This is a genomic window from Corynebacterium sp. J010B-136 (assembly GCF_002967075.1).
Classification (GTDB): Bacteria; Actinomycetota; Actinomycetes; order Mycobacteriales; family Mycobacteriaceae; genus Corynebacterium.
The window spans coordinates 55,836-69,891 of the sequence record NZ_PUGE01000007.1 but is presented as its reverse complement, the minus strand read 5'-3'; the positions used below and the strand labels follow the sequence as shown (position 1 = coordinate 69,891).

The window sequence follows — 14,056 nt, the reverse complement described above, 5'->3', positions numbered from 1 at the left end:
CAGTCAGCCTTTATCTTAAGACTTGACCATCTGACGCAGAACGTACTGCAGAATACCGCCGTGACGGAAGTAGTCAGCCTCACCCGGCGTGTCGATACGAACGGTGGCGTCAAACTCAACCTTTTCGCCGGAATCCTTGGTTGCGGTGACTTTCAGGGTCTTTGGCGTGGTGCCATTGTTGAGTTCCTCAAGGCCTTCGATGTCGAAGGTCTCGTGGCCGTCAAGGCCGAGGGACTCGTGAGACTCGCCAGCAGGGAACTGCAGTGGGACAACGCCCATACCGATGAGGTTGGAGCGGTGAATACGCTCGAAGGACTCAACGATAACTGCCTTAACACCCAGCAGGTTGGTGCCCTTAGCAGCCCAGTCACGGGAAGAACCGGAACCGTATTCCTTGCCACCGAGGACGACCAGCGGGATGCCAGCTTCCTGGTAGTTCACAGACGCATCGTAGATGAAGGACTGTGGTGCATCTTCCTTGGTGAAGTCCAAGGTGTAGCCACCGGTGATATCAACCAACTGGTTAGCCAGACGGATGTTAGCGAAGGTACCGCGAACCATGACCTCGTGGTTACCACGACGAGAACCCAAGGAGTTGTAGTCAACGCGGTCAACACCGTGTGCATCTAGGTACTGAGCAGCTGGGGTGCCTGGCTTAATAGCCGAAGCAGGGGAGATGTGGTCAGTGGTGACCGAGTCGCCCAGCTTCACCAGAACGCGAGCGCCCTTGATGTCTTGAACTGGAGCTGGCTCAGCTTCCATGCCGTCGAAGTAAGGTGCCTTACGGATGTAGGTGGAGTCTTCGTCCCACTTGAAGGTCTCGCCTTCTGGAACGTTCAGTTTGCGCCATGCGTCGTCGCCCTTGAATACGTCAGCGTAGTCGGCTTCGTACATTTCGCGGGAGATAGCTTCCTGGATGGTTGCTTCGATCTCTTCGGTGGATGGCCAGATGTCCTTCAAGAAGACATCGTTGCCGTCCTTGTCCTGACCCAGAGCCTGGGTCTCGAAGTCGAAGTCCATGGTGCCGGCGATTGCGTAAGCAATGACCATGATTGGCGAAGCCAGGTAGTTCATCTTCACGTCAGGGGAGATGCGGCCTTCGAAGTTACGGTTACCCGACAGAACTGCGGTTGCAGCCAAGTCGTGCTCGTTGATGGCATCAGAGATCTCATCTGGCAGTGGGCCGGAGTTACCGATACAAGAGGTGCAACCGAAGCCGGAGAGGTAGAAGCCCATAGCCTCAAGGTCCTTCCACAGGTCTGCACGACGGAAGTAGCCGTCAACAACCTGGGAACCAGGAGCACAAATGGTCTTAACCCATGGCTTGGACTCAAGACCGAGCTCAGCAGCCTTGCGAGCAATCAGACCAGCACCGATCATGACCGATGGGTTAGAGGTGTTGGTGCAAGAGGTGATGGAAGCAATAGCAACCATGCCGTGGTCCAGGGTGTACTCGCCACCGTTAGGGGACTCAACGATAACTGGGTTGGACTGACGGCCAACAGCACCAGCTGCAGCAGACTCGCCCTTACCAGCGCGGGAGTAGTTCAGGCCACCGGTGACGTCGTCACCGTCAGCAACAATGCCGGACTCGGAGGTCATGCGCTTTGCAGCAGCAGAGGACTCGTCGACAAGAACTTCGTCGGTGGTGTAGTTGCCCAGGTCCTTACGGAACTGTTCCTTCGCCTCGGACTGCAGGATGCGGTCCTGTGGACGCTTAGGGCCAGCGATGGAAGGCACAACGGTGCTCAGGTCGAGTTCGAGGTACTCAGAGAACTTAGGCTCTACACCGTCCTGCTCCAGCCACATGGTCTGAGCCTTAGCGTAAGCCTCGACGCGATCGATCTGCTCCTGTGGGCGACCGGTCAGCTCGAGGTACTTGATGGTTTCCTCGTCGATTGGGAACATCGCCGCGGTGGAACCGAACTCAGGGGACATGTTGCCGATGGTTGCGCGGTTTGCCAGTGGGATGGACTTAACGCCATTGCCGTAGAACTCTACGAACTTCTGGACTACGCCGTGCTGACGCAGCATCTGGGTGATGGTCAAAACCACGTCGGTTGCGGTAACGCCAGCTGGGATGTCGCCGGTCAGCTTGAAGCCAACAACCTTAGGGATGAGCATGGAAACTGGCTGGCCAAGCATTGCGGCCTCAGCCTCGATGCCGCCAACGCCCCAGCCCAGAATGCCCAGGCCGTTTTCCATGGTGGTGTGGGAGTCAGTACCAATACAGGTATCTGGGTATGCCAGACCGTCGTTGTCGAAGACTACGCGGGACAGGTACTCAATGTTTACCTGGTGGACAATACCGGTTCCTGGAGGAACAACCTTGAAGTTGGAGAAGTTCTCAGCACCCCAACGCAGGAACTGGTAGCGCTCTTCGTTGCGCTGGTACTCAATCTCAACGTTCTTTTCCAAAGCATCAGCGGAGCCGAAGGCCTCAGTAATAACGGAGTGGTCAATAACCATCTCAGCTGGGTTCAGAGGGTTTACCTGGTCTGGGGTGCCACCCAGTGCGGAAACTGCCTCACGCATGGTTGCCAAGTCGACAACACATGGAACACCGGTGAAGTCCTGCATCAGAACACGAGCTGGGGTGAACTGAATTTCAGTCTCTGGCTCAGCTTCTGGGTCCCAGTTTGCAAGAGCCTTGATGTGCTCTTCGGTTACGTTCTTACCGTCTTCGGTGCGCAGAAGGTTTTCTGCCAAGACCTTCAGAGAGTATGGAAGCTTCTCGAGGCCTTCAACGGCGGTAATGTCGAAATAAGTGTATTCCTTGCCATTGACATCAAGAGTCTTCTTGGTATCAAAGGAGTTCAAGCTTTCAGTCACAGGGAGCTCCATTCCTTGTTGTTTTGAACTAAACATTCAGTTATCCTCACCACCCGCTGCCTTCTAACCGCTTGAGTCATGGGTTTTCAGTCAAACGCTAATGAGGCGAACCGAATGGTTCATCCTCCCATTGTAGTGAGGTATCTCGTTGGACGCCTTCGATACTAACGGAACGCGCGTACTGTTTCCACTATTTGCGGTTTATCGGCGCGTCATCGCTACTCAAAGCACCCAATTTGGATATAACCTGGGAAGAGGCTTGAAGTATCCACCAATGGACTACACGACAAAAGGGGTAGCACGTAATGATTCCAGAGGGCGTTGACATCCCCGACCTTTCTGCACAGCTCGCAGAAGATGGCGTGGCGTTTTCAAACCCCGATCTTGCTACCAATGCAGAGATTCAAGGCCCAATCGTTTCCGCCCTCCAGGATTCGCACGGCATAGCTGTTGTTGATGTTTATCCAACACGGCTTGCCGACGCGCGAGATATTGCACAAGAACTTCAAGATGCAACCGGGCTAGATACTGTCGTTGTGCAAACCGTGCGTAATGTATCTGCAGTTAGCGACACCTACTCGCGTGCGGCTATCGAAGCGACACAGGGTGATATAACGCAAGGCGTAAATCAAGTTGAGTTACTTGACCGGTTTTATGCCGGCGTCGATCCCTTCGGCGTTCCCTGGCCGCTGATTGTGGCGATGGTTGTTGTCGCCCTCGTCGTCGCGGGACTGTTTGTATATAGGTCCGTTATTCAAAAGTAAGGCATCACCCCTTTACTTTTCGCCGCCCCTCCCTTGTTGGAGCGGGCGGTTTTTTCTTGCGCATCATCCGGCAATGAGAGCCTTTTGGGCGTTGGCCTGCGGATTTTAGGCAGAACACTGGGGTCGCTTCTCCATATCACGCCGATGGTGGCTATCCCGGTAGATTATTGCGCGCGCTTTGCCAAGTGTGACCAACATTACAATTGTCACGAATTGATTACAGAAGTGCTGGTTACCTACCCGAGTTAAGTCATGTGGCGGTGCTTGACGTATGTGTTTCTTGTGAAAGTAGATGCGAGGGGTTGGGTGTGTGTCGTATGGTTCAAACATCGACTCACGAGTTGGTTCTAGTGATAATTAGTCACGGTTTAAGACTTGAATATTGACAGTGATGCATGAAGTCAGCACGGGCATGTGGGGAAGCACGCCAAGAGCTGAAGCATTCTTGGTCAATAGTGGGGTCTTTGCAGTGGCAAATATTCGGTAGCAATTAATTCGCGGAGGCGTATTTTCTATTCGCTTTTTACTGAGCACCCACTGCTGGTTGTCAGGAGTGAGGGTCTTTATTGAGGCGCTGAAGAGCGCGTGTGCAAATAAGCGTGTGTTCGCGGCAGCCTGAGTAAGGGCTCCCGGGCATTTCTATGCTCAAATCACTCCACCGCATCATGGCTTTGACTTCTGGTGGTGGTGTGAGGAGTTAATTCGTGGCCACCACCTCTTCCAAGCGCACGCATCGTATGCGGGCAGCCTTAGCAGCTGTCGCATGTACGCTCAGCGTTTCGCTGATCTCCACAACAACCCCAGCGGTTGCTGAAGAAAACACTTCCGCTATCGAAAAGCTTCAAGGTGTCTTAAACGGTGATGTTTCGGTTGCTTCTTTGGCCGGTGCGATTGCCGATGTCCAGGAAGAAATAGCCCGTCTGGAAGGCGAACTCGGTGAATTCCGTGAGCGCGCCAACCAGGCTTTGGTTGACTTGCAGGACGCGCGCAACCTTTCTGAGCAAGCACGACGCGGAACCCTTGCTGCACGCAGTGAGCTTGACGATGCCCAGGTAGACGTCGAAGGCGCACAGGAAAAACTGGACGAGATTTCTCGTTCGGCTTATCGTCGTGCCAATACCTCAGAGTCTGTCACCAGTGCTGCTGGTGGCGATGCCCGGGAGGACATGCTCACGCGCCAGAGTTTCCTGCGCTCTCAAGCAGAAAAGCAGCAGGGCACCGTTACTGAATTGGAACGAGTACGCACTGAGAAGTCCAATAAGGAATCTCAGCTGCGCAAGGCTGAGCAGCTAGCGGTTGAGCGTGAAGCTAATGCCGAAGCAGCTGAAGATGAAGCTCGCGCTGTGCTGGAGCAAAACCAAACGCGCGTCAGCGAAGTCTCCTCTGAGCATGAAAAGCTGGTTGCCCTTCAGCAAGAGGCACAAGCAGCATTATCCTCGGCACGTGGCGAAGAACCTTCGGAATCTGAAGCGTCCACGGAGGCTAAAGAAACGAGCCCTAGCGAGTCTCCTGCATCGACAAGCGAAGCATCAGAGCCCTCGGCAGAGTCGGAAACCTCCGAGCCGGAAGCTGCTGCAAACAGTGAATCTGAGTCGGCTAGTGAAACCGCTGAGCCTGCAGACGCTTCTTCGTCCCAGGAAACGCCTGCGCAGTCTTCCACGCAGAATTACTCCGCGCCAGTAGCGCCTTCAGCTGCTGGAACCCCAGGCGATGCTCCAGCACAGGCTGAGCCAAGTCAAGGCAGCAGTGTTGATGGTGACCAGGCAGCGCAATTGGCGGGTCTCGCCGTAGGTGCAGCAGCGGCAATCATTGCTGCTTCCCAGCCAGAACTTTCTGTCGATTCAACATCAGGTGGCGCAGATACTTCCTCTACAGAAGCAACATCCGAAGCATTGGTCGCTGGCAGCAGTGCGCTATTTCCACAACAAGGACCTGCAGAAGAATCTAGCTCCGCAGCTGAATTGGCTGGCGTCTTAGAAGATCTGCCGACTGCAAGTTCCGTGGAAGAGTCCGCGGCAGCAGAGCTTGGCGATGCCTCCCGCAGCGAGAAGATCGAAGCGGTCATCGCACGTGCCGAGTCGCAAATTGGCGTTCCTTATGCCTGGGGCGGCGGCGACGCGAATGGTCCTACCAAGGGTATTCGCGACGGAGGCGTTGCCGATTCCTTCGGTGACTACAATAAGGTCGGTTTCGACTGCTCAGGTTTGATGATCTACGCCTTTGCTGGCGTTGGCATCTCGCTGCCGCACTTTACCGGCTACCAGTACAACAAGGGCCAGCACATTAGTCCGCAAGAGATGGAACGCGGCGACCTGATTTTCTATGGCCCTAGTGGCAATCACCACGTCGCTATCTACTTGGGCGACGGCATGATGCTGGAAGCCCCACAGTCCGGTCAAACTGTAACCAAGAGCCCGGTTCGCTGGTCCGGAATGTCAGAATACGCAGTTCGTCTGCTCTAAAATTCACGCACTGATAAGTGTGTCAGACCCAACCTCACGGTGGTTCTAAATATCCAACTTTAGTTGGTATGATGCTTCACTATGACCGAATCATCCCCAAACCCCCGTGATTATGATGCCCTCCTCGTACTTTCCTTCGGTGGCCCGGAAAGCAATGAGGAGGTCGTTCCATTTCTAGAGAACGTAACGCGTGGACGCGGCATTCCACGCGAGCGCTTAGTAGAAGTAGGAGAGCACTATTTCCACTTCAACGGCAAAAGCCCGCTCAATGACCTCAACCGCGAAATCATTGACCATGTAGAAAAGGAGCTGAAGTCCCGCGGCATCGATATGCCCGTGTACTTCGGCAACCGCAACTGGCACCCGCTAGCTGAAGACACCGCTGAGCAAATGGTGGCCGACGGTGTTCGTTCCGCCCTCGTATTCGCCACTTCTGCGTGGGGCGGATATTCAGCGTGTCGTCAATACAACGAAGACATCGTGCGTGTGCGGAAGCACCTGGAAGATAAGAACCTTCCAAGTATTGACATGGTAAAGCTGCGTCATTTCTTCTCGCACCCAGATTTCATCGAGGAAAATGCAAAGGCGTTGCAAGAAGCAATTGCTGCGGTTGATGAAGATAAGCGCGATAGCATGCGCGTGCTCTTTACGGCGCATTCTGTTCCAACGGCACACGACGAAGTCGGCGGCGGCGAGGATAATCCCAATCTCTACTCGCGTCAGGTTGCTGAAGCAGCCCGCTTAGTCGCTGAGGCCGCCGGCGTTGAGGAGTATGACGTGGTGTGGCAGTCACGCTCCGGCGATCCGCGCACGCCGTGGCTGGAGCCCGATATTGTTGACCACACCGAGGCAATCCATGCGGAAAATGGCGTTAAAGCCGTGGTGGTTTCTCCGATCGGTTTTATCTCCGATCACATGGAGGTCATTTGGGACCTGGACACAGAGCTTGTCGATGCAGCCCAGGAGCTTGGAGTACAGGTTTCCCGCGCGAATACCGTGGGTCCTAAAGATTCCTTCGCCGCGATGATTGTCGATTTGATCGAGGAAAACACCGCGGGCTGCAAGCCTGAAATCCTAGGTGATGTCACCGTGCAAGGGCGCACGAAAAATGGCAACCCCTGCGCCGCAGGCTGCTGTGATATCTGGGCGTTAAAGCAAGCTAAGACTTCTGCCTAAGTTGCCGTAGGGTCTAGGCACCGCGAGCAAAATCGATCAGCGCGTAGTCGACTCCGGCTACGCGCGCTGCTCGTACATGGCGCCAGAGGCGAAAGAGCTGCGGGTCGAGGCTGTGGTCACCGACGCGATCGGTGACTGTTTCAATGATCGCAGCTACGCGATCCGCGCGAGCAAATAGCTTTGCTGAGCGCGCAGGAGTACTCGATGGCAGTCCTGGGGTGTCATAAAAGTCAGCCAAAGTCCCCACCGTTAAACGCGGATTGGGGACTTTGTCCGTTTTATAACCCATCGCTTCAATCAGGGCCGCCGATTCTTCGGTCGCTTGGGATAGTAAGGCATCGGCATCACCGGGGCTTAACCACGCGGGCGAAGGCAGGGGCGCGGACTCTTTAAAGATGGTCCAGTCTGTTCCGCGCGCTGTCTTTTCTGGTACTAGGACTAGATGGTGCTCATCAGCAGGATTATCAGCCTGTATGCGCACGACCAGCGCCCCTTGACCGTTGATTGTCGCCGCGATGGTAGCTGGAGAACCAGCGGGCAATGCAGGCGGATCGCCGGGGCCTGCAAGAACCAGACGCAAGCTTGGACCGTCTGCAGTATTTACCGTGGACGTTGCTTCGCGGATAAGCGATAGCGCATCGATGAAAGGGCGAGTCGTTGCAAGATCGTCAGGGCTCGATACCAGACGCTGTGCGCCGCCTAGTTCATTAAGTGCCGCTAGGACATCGTCAGCTGGCTCATGACCATAAAGCCATGCCCCCATCCATACGGCCGTGTTTTGAAGTGGTGACCACACCTGTTCGCGCATATCCATGGCGAGCCAGTCTAGTGGAGACTGCTTGTGGCGATAAAATGGCCGGCATGAGTTTTTCTTCCCGCGATCCTTATGCAGGCGATATCCTCGGTGGACACGCCCGAAATAAACCCGTTGAATATCCCGTCATTCCCGCCAAGCCGGGCATGGTAGTGGAAGTCTTTGGTGATGACTTCGTGGGTGCTGTCATGGGGGTTGATAAAACCGTCTACGGAGACGTTATCCGCTTAGAAGACCGCTACGGTGCCCAGCGAGTATTCAACCTGATTAAAGGCGGCTTTCTATATGAAGGAAACCGCGTTTCCCTCGAGCGTTATGTCGCCCCGCGTCAGACCGAGACAAAGTCGAATTCAGGCTCACGGCGTGTAGCGAATGTGGAAGCTAAAGTTGCGGCGCCCTCACGGATTTGGGTCGAAGGTATTCATGATGCGGCCATCATCGAACGCGTCTGGGGGCATGACCTGCGCGTCGAGGGCGTCGTGGTGGAATATCTGGAAGGACTCGACAACTTAGAAGAGCGATTGGCTGAATTTAGGCCGGAAAAAGGCCGTCGCGTTGGCGTGCTCGCGGACCACTTGGTGCAGGGCTCCAAAGAAACCCGCATGACTGAAACCGTAGGGGAGCACGTGCTAGTTACTGGCCATCCTTTTATCGATATTTGGGCGGCGGTAAAACCCCAGGCCGTCGGGATTAAAGCCTGGCCCGACGTTCCTTATGGTGAGGACTGGAAGACTGGCGTATGCGAGCGCCTAGGCTGGTCAGACCCGAAAGAAGGCTGGCGCCGCGTCTACAATTCGGTCAACAACTTCCGAGATCTAGACTCAACCTTGATAGGCGCAGTCGAGCGCTTAGTGGACTTTGTGACCACACCAGAGCTTTCCAAGCACGACCTTCTTTAGAAGTCTTAAGATTCTAAAGAAGGGTTTGCGGCAGCAATCAGATTAACTGCTAGTTGCCACCCCGCGCCCTCAGCAGCCCACCCGGCAGCTTGCAGCCGCTGGGACATGGCCTGCTTAGAAATACCTAATTCTTCAGCAGCTTCATTTTGGTTAAAGCCCGAGCGCACCAAGGAGGTCGCCTCACGCCCTTCCGCCGTGCGCTTTCCAAGAACGAAACTTAATAGGGCAAAGGCTGCGACAATATTGGAGGCATCCTTCTTCGCCTTTTCTTTCGCTGCCTTTGAGCCAGTGCCGCTGGCGATGGCAGGTTCGATGGTGGCATAGACCTGGCCCGGGCGTGCCGATGCTTTCAGACCCTGCGTTGCAGTCTTTTTAGCGTCATCGTGGGAGATACCGATGGAGATGGCCCAGGAGCCATCGGCAAGCAATGCCATGGCAACCTCGCACACTGCTGTCGCAGTGTCGACTTCGGCGCAAATATCTTCGACGCCAAGAAACTCAAACTCACCGACACCATCCAAAGTCGAGAGTGCAGCGGCGGAGCGTTCAACTAATTCAGCGCGCCGTACAGCGCGGCCACGGTAACGTGCATGGACAGCTAACATAACAACTAGTCTACGGTGTTGCCTTGACTTAATTGTGTAACTGGCATCCGCGAGTCGAGGATTAATCCACCGACTCCCACTAGGGCACACACGATCATCGCCGCGATGATTCCAGGGTGCATTTGCCCTGTTAATAGGTCGCCGAAAAAGACACCGATTGCCGTAGTTGGGATCGACCCGACCAGCGTGGCAACGGCAAATTGTCCCACGGGAATAGCTGTCAACGCCGCGGCGTAGTTAAGCAAGGAAAAGGGGACCCCTGCTACCAAGCGCAAGGAGGCGATGGCAAGCCACCCGCGGTGCTCGAGGTGGGCATTAATTCCCGCGACCGCTGGGTGGTTCAGCCGCGGACGCATCCAATCACCAAGCAGTCCGCGCACAACTAAAAGTGCGATCACGGCGGAAACGGTCAGGGCAGTTAAGGAAATCGCTAACCCGGTTACCGGACCGAAGAGAACGCCCGCAGACACCGTCCAGATTGTCCTTGGAAGGGGAAAGAGGGTGAGGATGACATAGCACAGCCAAAACAGAGCTATGAACCAAGAACCAGCCCCATTGGCCCATGTGCGCAGTTGCTCAACGCCGGGCAGGTCCACAAAGAAAATAACGGCCAACACTGCGATGGTCGCTGCTGCGACTATCAAACGTCGTGTCCAGCTCCATTGGCTTATCGATGCCACGGCGTCTTTTAAAAGCCCACCTAGAAACTCAGCGAAGCTTTTAATCCACGACATAAACGATGACACCAGCGCTATAACCTTCCAGCAAGCAAAAAGTCCTAGGCCGCATTATGCAACCTAGGACTAAAATATTGTGCCCGGAGGGGGACTTGAACCCCCACGTCCGTTAATAGGACACTAGCACCTCAAGCTAGCGCGTCTGCCATTCCGCCACCCGGGCTGGGTGTTATATAACGAGGCACAGGGCTCCGTTAGGCACGGACTAACTGTATCGGTTAACTAGCACACCTTACAAATCGCCAGCTCAATGCGCTAAAACGCGACTATTGGTCACGTCAAACCGTCTTATAAAACACATTGGTGTCAGATGGTGTGACCGTGTCGAGAGGCGCGGTCCATGTTTTCTGCTGGGATCTACGCGGGCGAGATCTGGTAGGCCACGGAAAAATTCTGTGATCTCCGGTACAAATGGAGCTATGCCTACATACAATGAAGCCCGCTTTCCAGGCCCAGATCCATATGAACCACTGGGCAACCCTCCAGCATTTACTTTGACTTCCACCGACCTCGCCGATGGCGATGAGATTGCAGAGCAATTCCGCGCACCATCAAATGTTTCCCCACAGCTGCAGTGGGCGGATCTTCCTGAAGGTACGAAGTCTTTGGCAGTAACCCTGTTGGATCCCGATGCGCCAACAGGTGCCGGCTTCTGGCACTGGGCAGCGTTCAACATCCCTGCGGATGTCACGGAATTGCCACAAGGAGCAGGCTCGCAAGCCGACCTGGGCATCGAAGGTGTTATCTCCTTGAAGCACGACGGCGGGCAGCGTGAGTATTACGGCCCGCAGCCACCAGCAGGTCACGCACCGCACCGTTACCTATATTCCGTGCATGCTCTCGATGTGGAGACGCTCGATATCGATCCGGACGCAACACCTACGGTTTTGGGCTTCAATCTCTACTTCCACACCATTGGACGTTCCATCTTGTGGGGTTGGTACGAACAAAACTAAGCCGACCAGTTAATCTAATTAACCATGGCGCAAAATTCCCCTCAGTCTTCTCAGAGCTCGGGCAAGAACCCGGGCGTGAGCATTCCCATTCAAGTTCGCGTCGGCGGTGCCTTCATGGCGCTGGCGGCAGTGTTGTTCCTACTCGCACTAGTTGCAGTATTTACTGATGGATGGGGAACACCTTTTGCATGGACGCCTATCCGCGTCGCAATCATCATCGCCGCATTGCTCGTCGGTGGTTTTGCTACGGTCCGAACTGACCAAAAGTCCAGTGTCGTCCAAGTAGTTGCATTGGCGATAGCAGTGCTGCTGATTATCGGCAGCCGCTTTGTCCCGCAGAATGTTTATCTCGTCCAGCACCAGTCTTTCTTGGTGCTCTACGGCGGCGCGGCGTTATTGTGTGCGCTCATCCTGCGGCGTTCGGTGATGCCCAAGGCTTAGTCCCACGGGCTCGTCCTGGATAGATACAGCTAGGGGCTACCACTTGAAAAATAGTGGTAGCCCTAGCTGCTTTTTACTTAGCCGTGCTTCCAGCCCAAACCAGAGCCAACTGCCTCTGAGATATTGCTCAAGCCATGCGCGCGGATCTGCGCTGCGATGGCCTTATGGATATCGCGAATCCAGTCCGGTCCGCCATAAATCAATCCCGTGTATCCCTGCAGCAAGCTAGCACCGCTGGTGATGCGCTCCCAGGCTTGCTGTGGGGTAGTAATACCGCCGACTGAGATAATCACGAGCTTGTCGCCCACACGCGCATAGAGACGCTTTAAGACCTCGAGCGAGCGTGCTGCGACTGGAGCGCCGGAGATGCCACCTGCTCCTAATTCGCGCACGAACTGGTCATCGGAATTTAAGCCTTCACGCGAGATGGTGGTGTTGGTCGCCACGATGCCGGCGAGTCCAAGTTCAACGGCAAGGTCAGCGACTGCGTCGACATCTTCATCGGAGAGATCAGGCGCAATCTTCACCAGCACCGGAACTGACGTGGATTCTTGCACGGCCGAGAGAATCGGGCGCAAAGATTCTACGGCCTGGAGATCGCGCAAGCCCGGCGTATTAGGGGAGGAGACATTCACAACGAGGAAGTTCGCAAGGTCTCCCAGTAGTGAGGCGGAGCGACGGTAATCAGCAACTGCTTCATCTGCCGGGGTGACTTTAGTCTTTCCGATATTGATTCCAATGACGCTCTTAGTTTTGCGCTTGTGCAGGTTGCGTGCGGCTTCCGCTGCGCCTGCGTTGTTAAAGCCCATGCGGTTCAAGATGGCTTTATCTTCCGGCAAGCGGAACAAGCGTGGCTGAGGATTGCCTGGCTGCCCCTTAGCGGTTACCGTGCCAAGCTCCGCATAGCCAAAGCCGATTGCAGACCATGCGTCCGCAGCAGCGGCGTTTTTATCAAAGCCTGCAGCAAGACCCAGTGGCCGTGGAAAGGTGACGCCGAAGACTTCCTGTGCCAGCACCGGATCATTGACCGGCAAGACTGCTCCGAGCGCCTTGTACACCGGTGGGACCTTATTGATTGCGCCCATAAGCGAATTGGCCATGACGTGGATACGTTCTGGATCAATTTTGAACATAGTCTTGAGCGCGAGCTCGTACCCAGTGCGGCGAGCCGAATTCGCCAATCTTCCAGCATTCGATCCAAGCTTGTTAACAAAGTTCATTGCGGTTGACCTTCCAGAGCCTAAAATAAAGGCCCCGAATAATCGAAGCCTTGGTGAAAATATATTACTTAGGGTTTTCTACAGATTCATCGATGTCAGCAGCGGGAATAACCTGCAGACCAGCACCCGTTGCAGAGCCGATCACAAGGTCGCCATTGTCCAAAGCCTGAATGCTTTGCGCATCAGCGACGGTCCCTAACGTTGTGACCAGTTCAGGCACACCAGTGGAGATATTAAAACCGTGCACCAAGTTATTATCGGTGGTCGTTACCCAAGCAATCTGACGCTTTTCATCCCAGGCCACACCCCATGGTGAGCCGTCAACTGGGCCAAATTGATGTTGGCGGACAACGTCTTCAGAGGTGTAGACCATGAGGCGGCCACCGAGGGTGTCCGAAACCAAAATGGTGCCATCTTCACCGACTGTGCCTTGGCCAAGACCAATGCCTGCGCGAAGGCGTCCACCTTCGCGGGAGTTTTCCCAATCCAGGTTTTGAATCGTCGTTGCCTCGCGGTTGATGCGGATGACGTTATCGACGCCGGCCTGGTTCGGAACCGCAAGGAGTTGATCAGAGGGTTCTTCAACCGTGAAATCATCAATCACTTCACCGTCTTTATAAATGACGATGTCTTTGGTCTCATTCGATGCAAGGAAAAGCTCGCCGGAAGACAACTCAGTTGCGGCGGTGACCGCAAAGTCGACATCAACCGGAATCACGCGGGGATCGCTGGGGTTGTTTGGGTCAATCTTGTAGACCTTGTCCCCGCAGCCGATAAAGAAGAAGCCAGCAGAGGAATTCAGGTCACCGCACGAAGGGGAAATCTTCAGGGGATTGCCCAAGGAGTTGGGGGCGCCGAAGGTAATGGTGTCCTCAGAGCGAACGGAAATCGTGTCTCCAACATGAGCGATATCACTGATCTCGCCGTATTCTTCGACGTTACCTGCGGGATCAGTATCCTGCGGCGAAGATGCTGGCGTGGCATTGCCTTGCACCTCAGTTTCATTGCCTTCATTTGGATTGTAGCTGCACGCTGTAATGACCAGCGATGATGCAGCAATTATGCCGACCAAGAACTTTTTTGCACCAGAAGATGAATACACGATTGGCCATTCTATCAGCTGGCCTAACCAGGAAAGAACCACGCGCGG

General features: G+C 54.8%; 12 protein-coding genes and 1 tRNA gene. 6 read left to right on the top strand and 7 right to left on the bottom strand.

Translation table 11 applies throughout. The features are described 5' to 3' along the window. Nucleotides 1–15: 15 nt before the first annotated feature. On the bottom strand, nucleotides 16–2,832 hold the full coding sequence (gene can, locus C5Y44_RS11050) for an aconitate hydratase (protein ID WP_233189961.1): 2,817 nt from the start codon (nucleotides 2,830–2,832) through the stop codon (nucleotides 16–18). Nucleotides 2,833–3,137: 305 nt separating this feature from the next. On the opposite strand from can, the gene C5Y44_RS11045 reads away from it, so the two are divergent. The 3 genes from C5Y44_RS11045 (at nucleotide 3,138) to C5Y44_RS11035 (ending at nucleotide 7,234) form a co-directional block, all read left to right on the top strand. After that, nucleotides 3,138–3,596: a DUF6676 family protein gene (locus C5Y44_RS11045; protein ID WP_105324985.1), complete on the top strand. Its 459-nt coding sequence runs from the start codon at nucleotides 3,138–3,140 to the stop codon at nucleotides 3,594–3,596. A gap of 704 nt (nucleotides 3,597–4,300) precedes the next feature. Further along, nucleotides 4,301–6,058, top strand: a complete 1,758-nt coding sequence (locus C5Y44_RS11040) for a DIP1281 family NlpC/P60 protein (RefSeq protein WP_105324984.1) — start codon at nucleotides 4,301–4,303, stop codon at nucleotides 6,056–6,058. Nucleotides 6,059–6,139: 81 nt separating this feature from the next. Continuing rightward, complete coding sequence (locus C5Y44_RS11035) at nucleotides 6,140–7,234, top strand: ferrochelatase (RefSeq protein ID WP_105324983.1); 1,095 nt, start codon at nucleotides 6,140–6,142, stop codon at nucleotides 7,232–7,234. Between the two features lie 13 nt (nucleotides 7,235–7,247). On the opposite strand, the gene C5Y44_RS11030 is transcribed toward C5Y44_RS11035, so the two are convergent. Further along, nucleotides 7,248–8,048 (bottom strand): hypothetical protein, encoded by an 801-nt coding sequence (locus C5Y44_RS11030; RefSeq protein ID WP_105324982.1) that lies wholly within the window; start codon nucleotides 8,046–8,048, stop codon nucleotides 7,248–7,250. 47 nt (nucleotides 8,049–8,095) lie between these two features. On the opposite strand from C5Y44_RS11030, the gene C5Y44_RS11025 reads away from it, so the two are divergent. Next, nucleotides 8,096–8,947: a DUF3097 domain-containing protein gene (locus C5Y44_RS11025; protein WP_105325050.1), complete on the top strand. Its 852-nt coding sequence runs from the start codon at nucleotides 8,096–8,098 to the stop codon at nucleotides 8,945–8,947. Nucleotides 8,948–8,952: 5 nt separating this feature from the next. Here C5Y44_RS11025 and C5Y44_RS11020 read toward each other — a convergent pair whose 3' ends face one another. The 3 genes from C5Y44_RS11020 to C5Y44_RS11010 all read right to left on the bottom strand — a co-directional run bounded on the left by C5Y44_RS11020 (nucleotide 8,953) and on the right by C5Y44_RS11010 (nucleotide 10,452). Beyond that, on the bottom strand, nucleotides 8,953–9,552 hold the full coding sequence (locus C5Y44_RS11020) for a MarR family transcriptional regulator (protein ID WP_105324981.1): 600 nt from the start codon (nucleotides 9,550–9,552) through the stop codon (nucleotides 8,953–8,955). A 5-nt stretch (nucleotides 9,553–9,557) separates the two neighbouring features. Continuing rightward, on the bottom strand, nucleotides 9,558–10,298 hold the full coding sequence (locus C5Y44_RS11015; protein WP_105324980.1) for a TVP38/TMEM64 family protein: 741 nt from the start codon (nucleotides 10,296–10,298) through the stop codon (nucleotides 9,558–9,560). Nucleotides 10,299–10,366: 68 nt separating this feature from the next. Then, nucleotides 10,367–10,452: transfer RNA gene (locus C5Y44_RS11010), tRNA-Leu, on the bottom strand. Nucleotides 10,453–10,708: 256 nt separating this feature from the next. Between C5Y44_RS11010 and C5Y44_RS11005 the strand changes: the two genes are divergently transcribed. Beyond that, entirely contained in the window at nucleotides 10,709–11,245 is a 537-nt protein-coding gene (locus C5Y44_RS11005) for a YbhB/YbcL family Raf kinase inhibitor-like protein (RefSeq protein WP_105324979.1), read from the top strand. A gap of 24 nt (nucleotides 11,246–11,269) precedes the next feature. After that, a complete protein-coding gene (locus tag C5Y44_RS11000; RefSeq protein WP_105324978.1) occupies nucleotides 11,270–11,686 on the top strand; it encodes a hypothetical protein in 417 nt (138 codons plus the stop codon). Nucleotides 11,687–11,763: 77 nt separating this feature from the next. Here the strand turns inward: C5Y44_RS11000 and C5Y44_RS10995 are convergent, their stop codons facing one another. Beyond that, entirely contained in the window at nucleotides 11,764–12,906 is a 1,143-nt protein-coding gene (locus C5Y44_RS10995; protein WP_105324977.1) for a quinone-dependent dihydroorotate dehydrogenase, read from the bottom strand. Between the two features lie 64 nt (nucleotides 12,907–12,970). Then, on the bottom strand, nucleotides 12,971–14,008 hold the full coding sequence (locus C5Y44_RS10990) for a hypothetical protein (RefSeq protein ID WP_105325049.1): 1,038 nt from the start codon (nucleotides 14,006–14,008) through the stop codon (nucleotides 12,971–12,973). Nucleotides 14,009–14,056 lie beyond the last annotated feature (48 nt).

What these genes read in the sequence shown, in the direction of transcription:
- C5Y44_RS11005 (WP_105324979.1), top strand. Translation starts at nt 10,709, where the DNA reads ATGCCTACATACAATGAAGCCCGCTTTCCAGGCCCAGATCCATATGAA.
- C5Y44_RS11030 (WP_105324982.1), bottom strand. Translation starts at nt 8,048, where the DNA reads ATGGATATGCGCGAACAGGTGTGGTCACCACTTCAAAACACGGCCGTA.
- C5Y44_RS11000 (WP_105324978.1), top strand. Translation starts at nt 11,270, where the DNA reads ATGGCGCAAAATTCCCCTCAGTCTTCTCAGAGCTCGGGCAAGAACCCG.
- C5Y44_RS11045 (WP_105324985.1), top strand. Translation starts at nt 3,138, where the DNA reads ATGATTCCAGAGGGCGTTGACATCCCCGACCTTTCTGCACAGCTCGCA.
- C5Y44_RS10995 (WP_105324977.1), bottom strand. Translation starts at nt 12,906, where the DNA reads ATGAACTTTGTTAACAAGCTTGGATCGAATGCTGGAAGATTGGCGAAT.
- C5Y44_RS11035 (WP_105324983.1), top strand. Translation starts at nt 6,140, where the DNA reads ATGACCGAATCATCCCCAAACCCCCGTGATTATGATGCCCTCCTCGTA.
- C5Y44_RS11020 (WP_105324981.1), bottom strand. Translation starts at nt 9,552, where the DNA reads ATGTTAGCTGTCCATGCACGTTACCGTGGCCGCGCTGTACGGCGCGCT.
- C5Y44_RS11025 (WP_105325050.1), top strand. Translation starts at nt 8,096, where the DNA reads ATGAGTTTTTCTTCCCGCGATCCTTATGCAGGCGATATCCTCGGTGGA.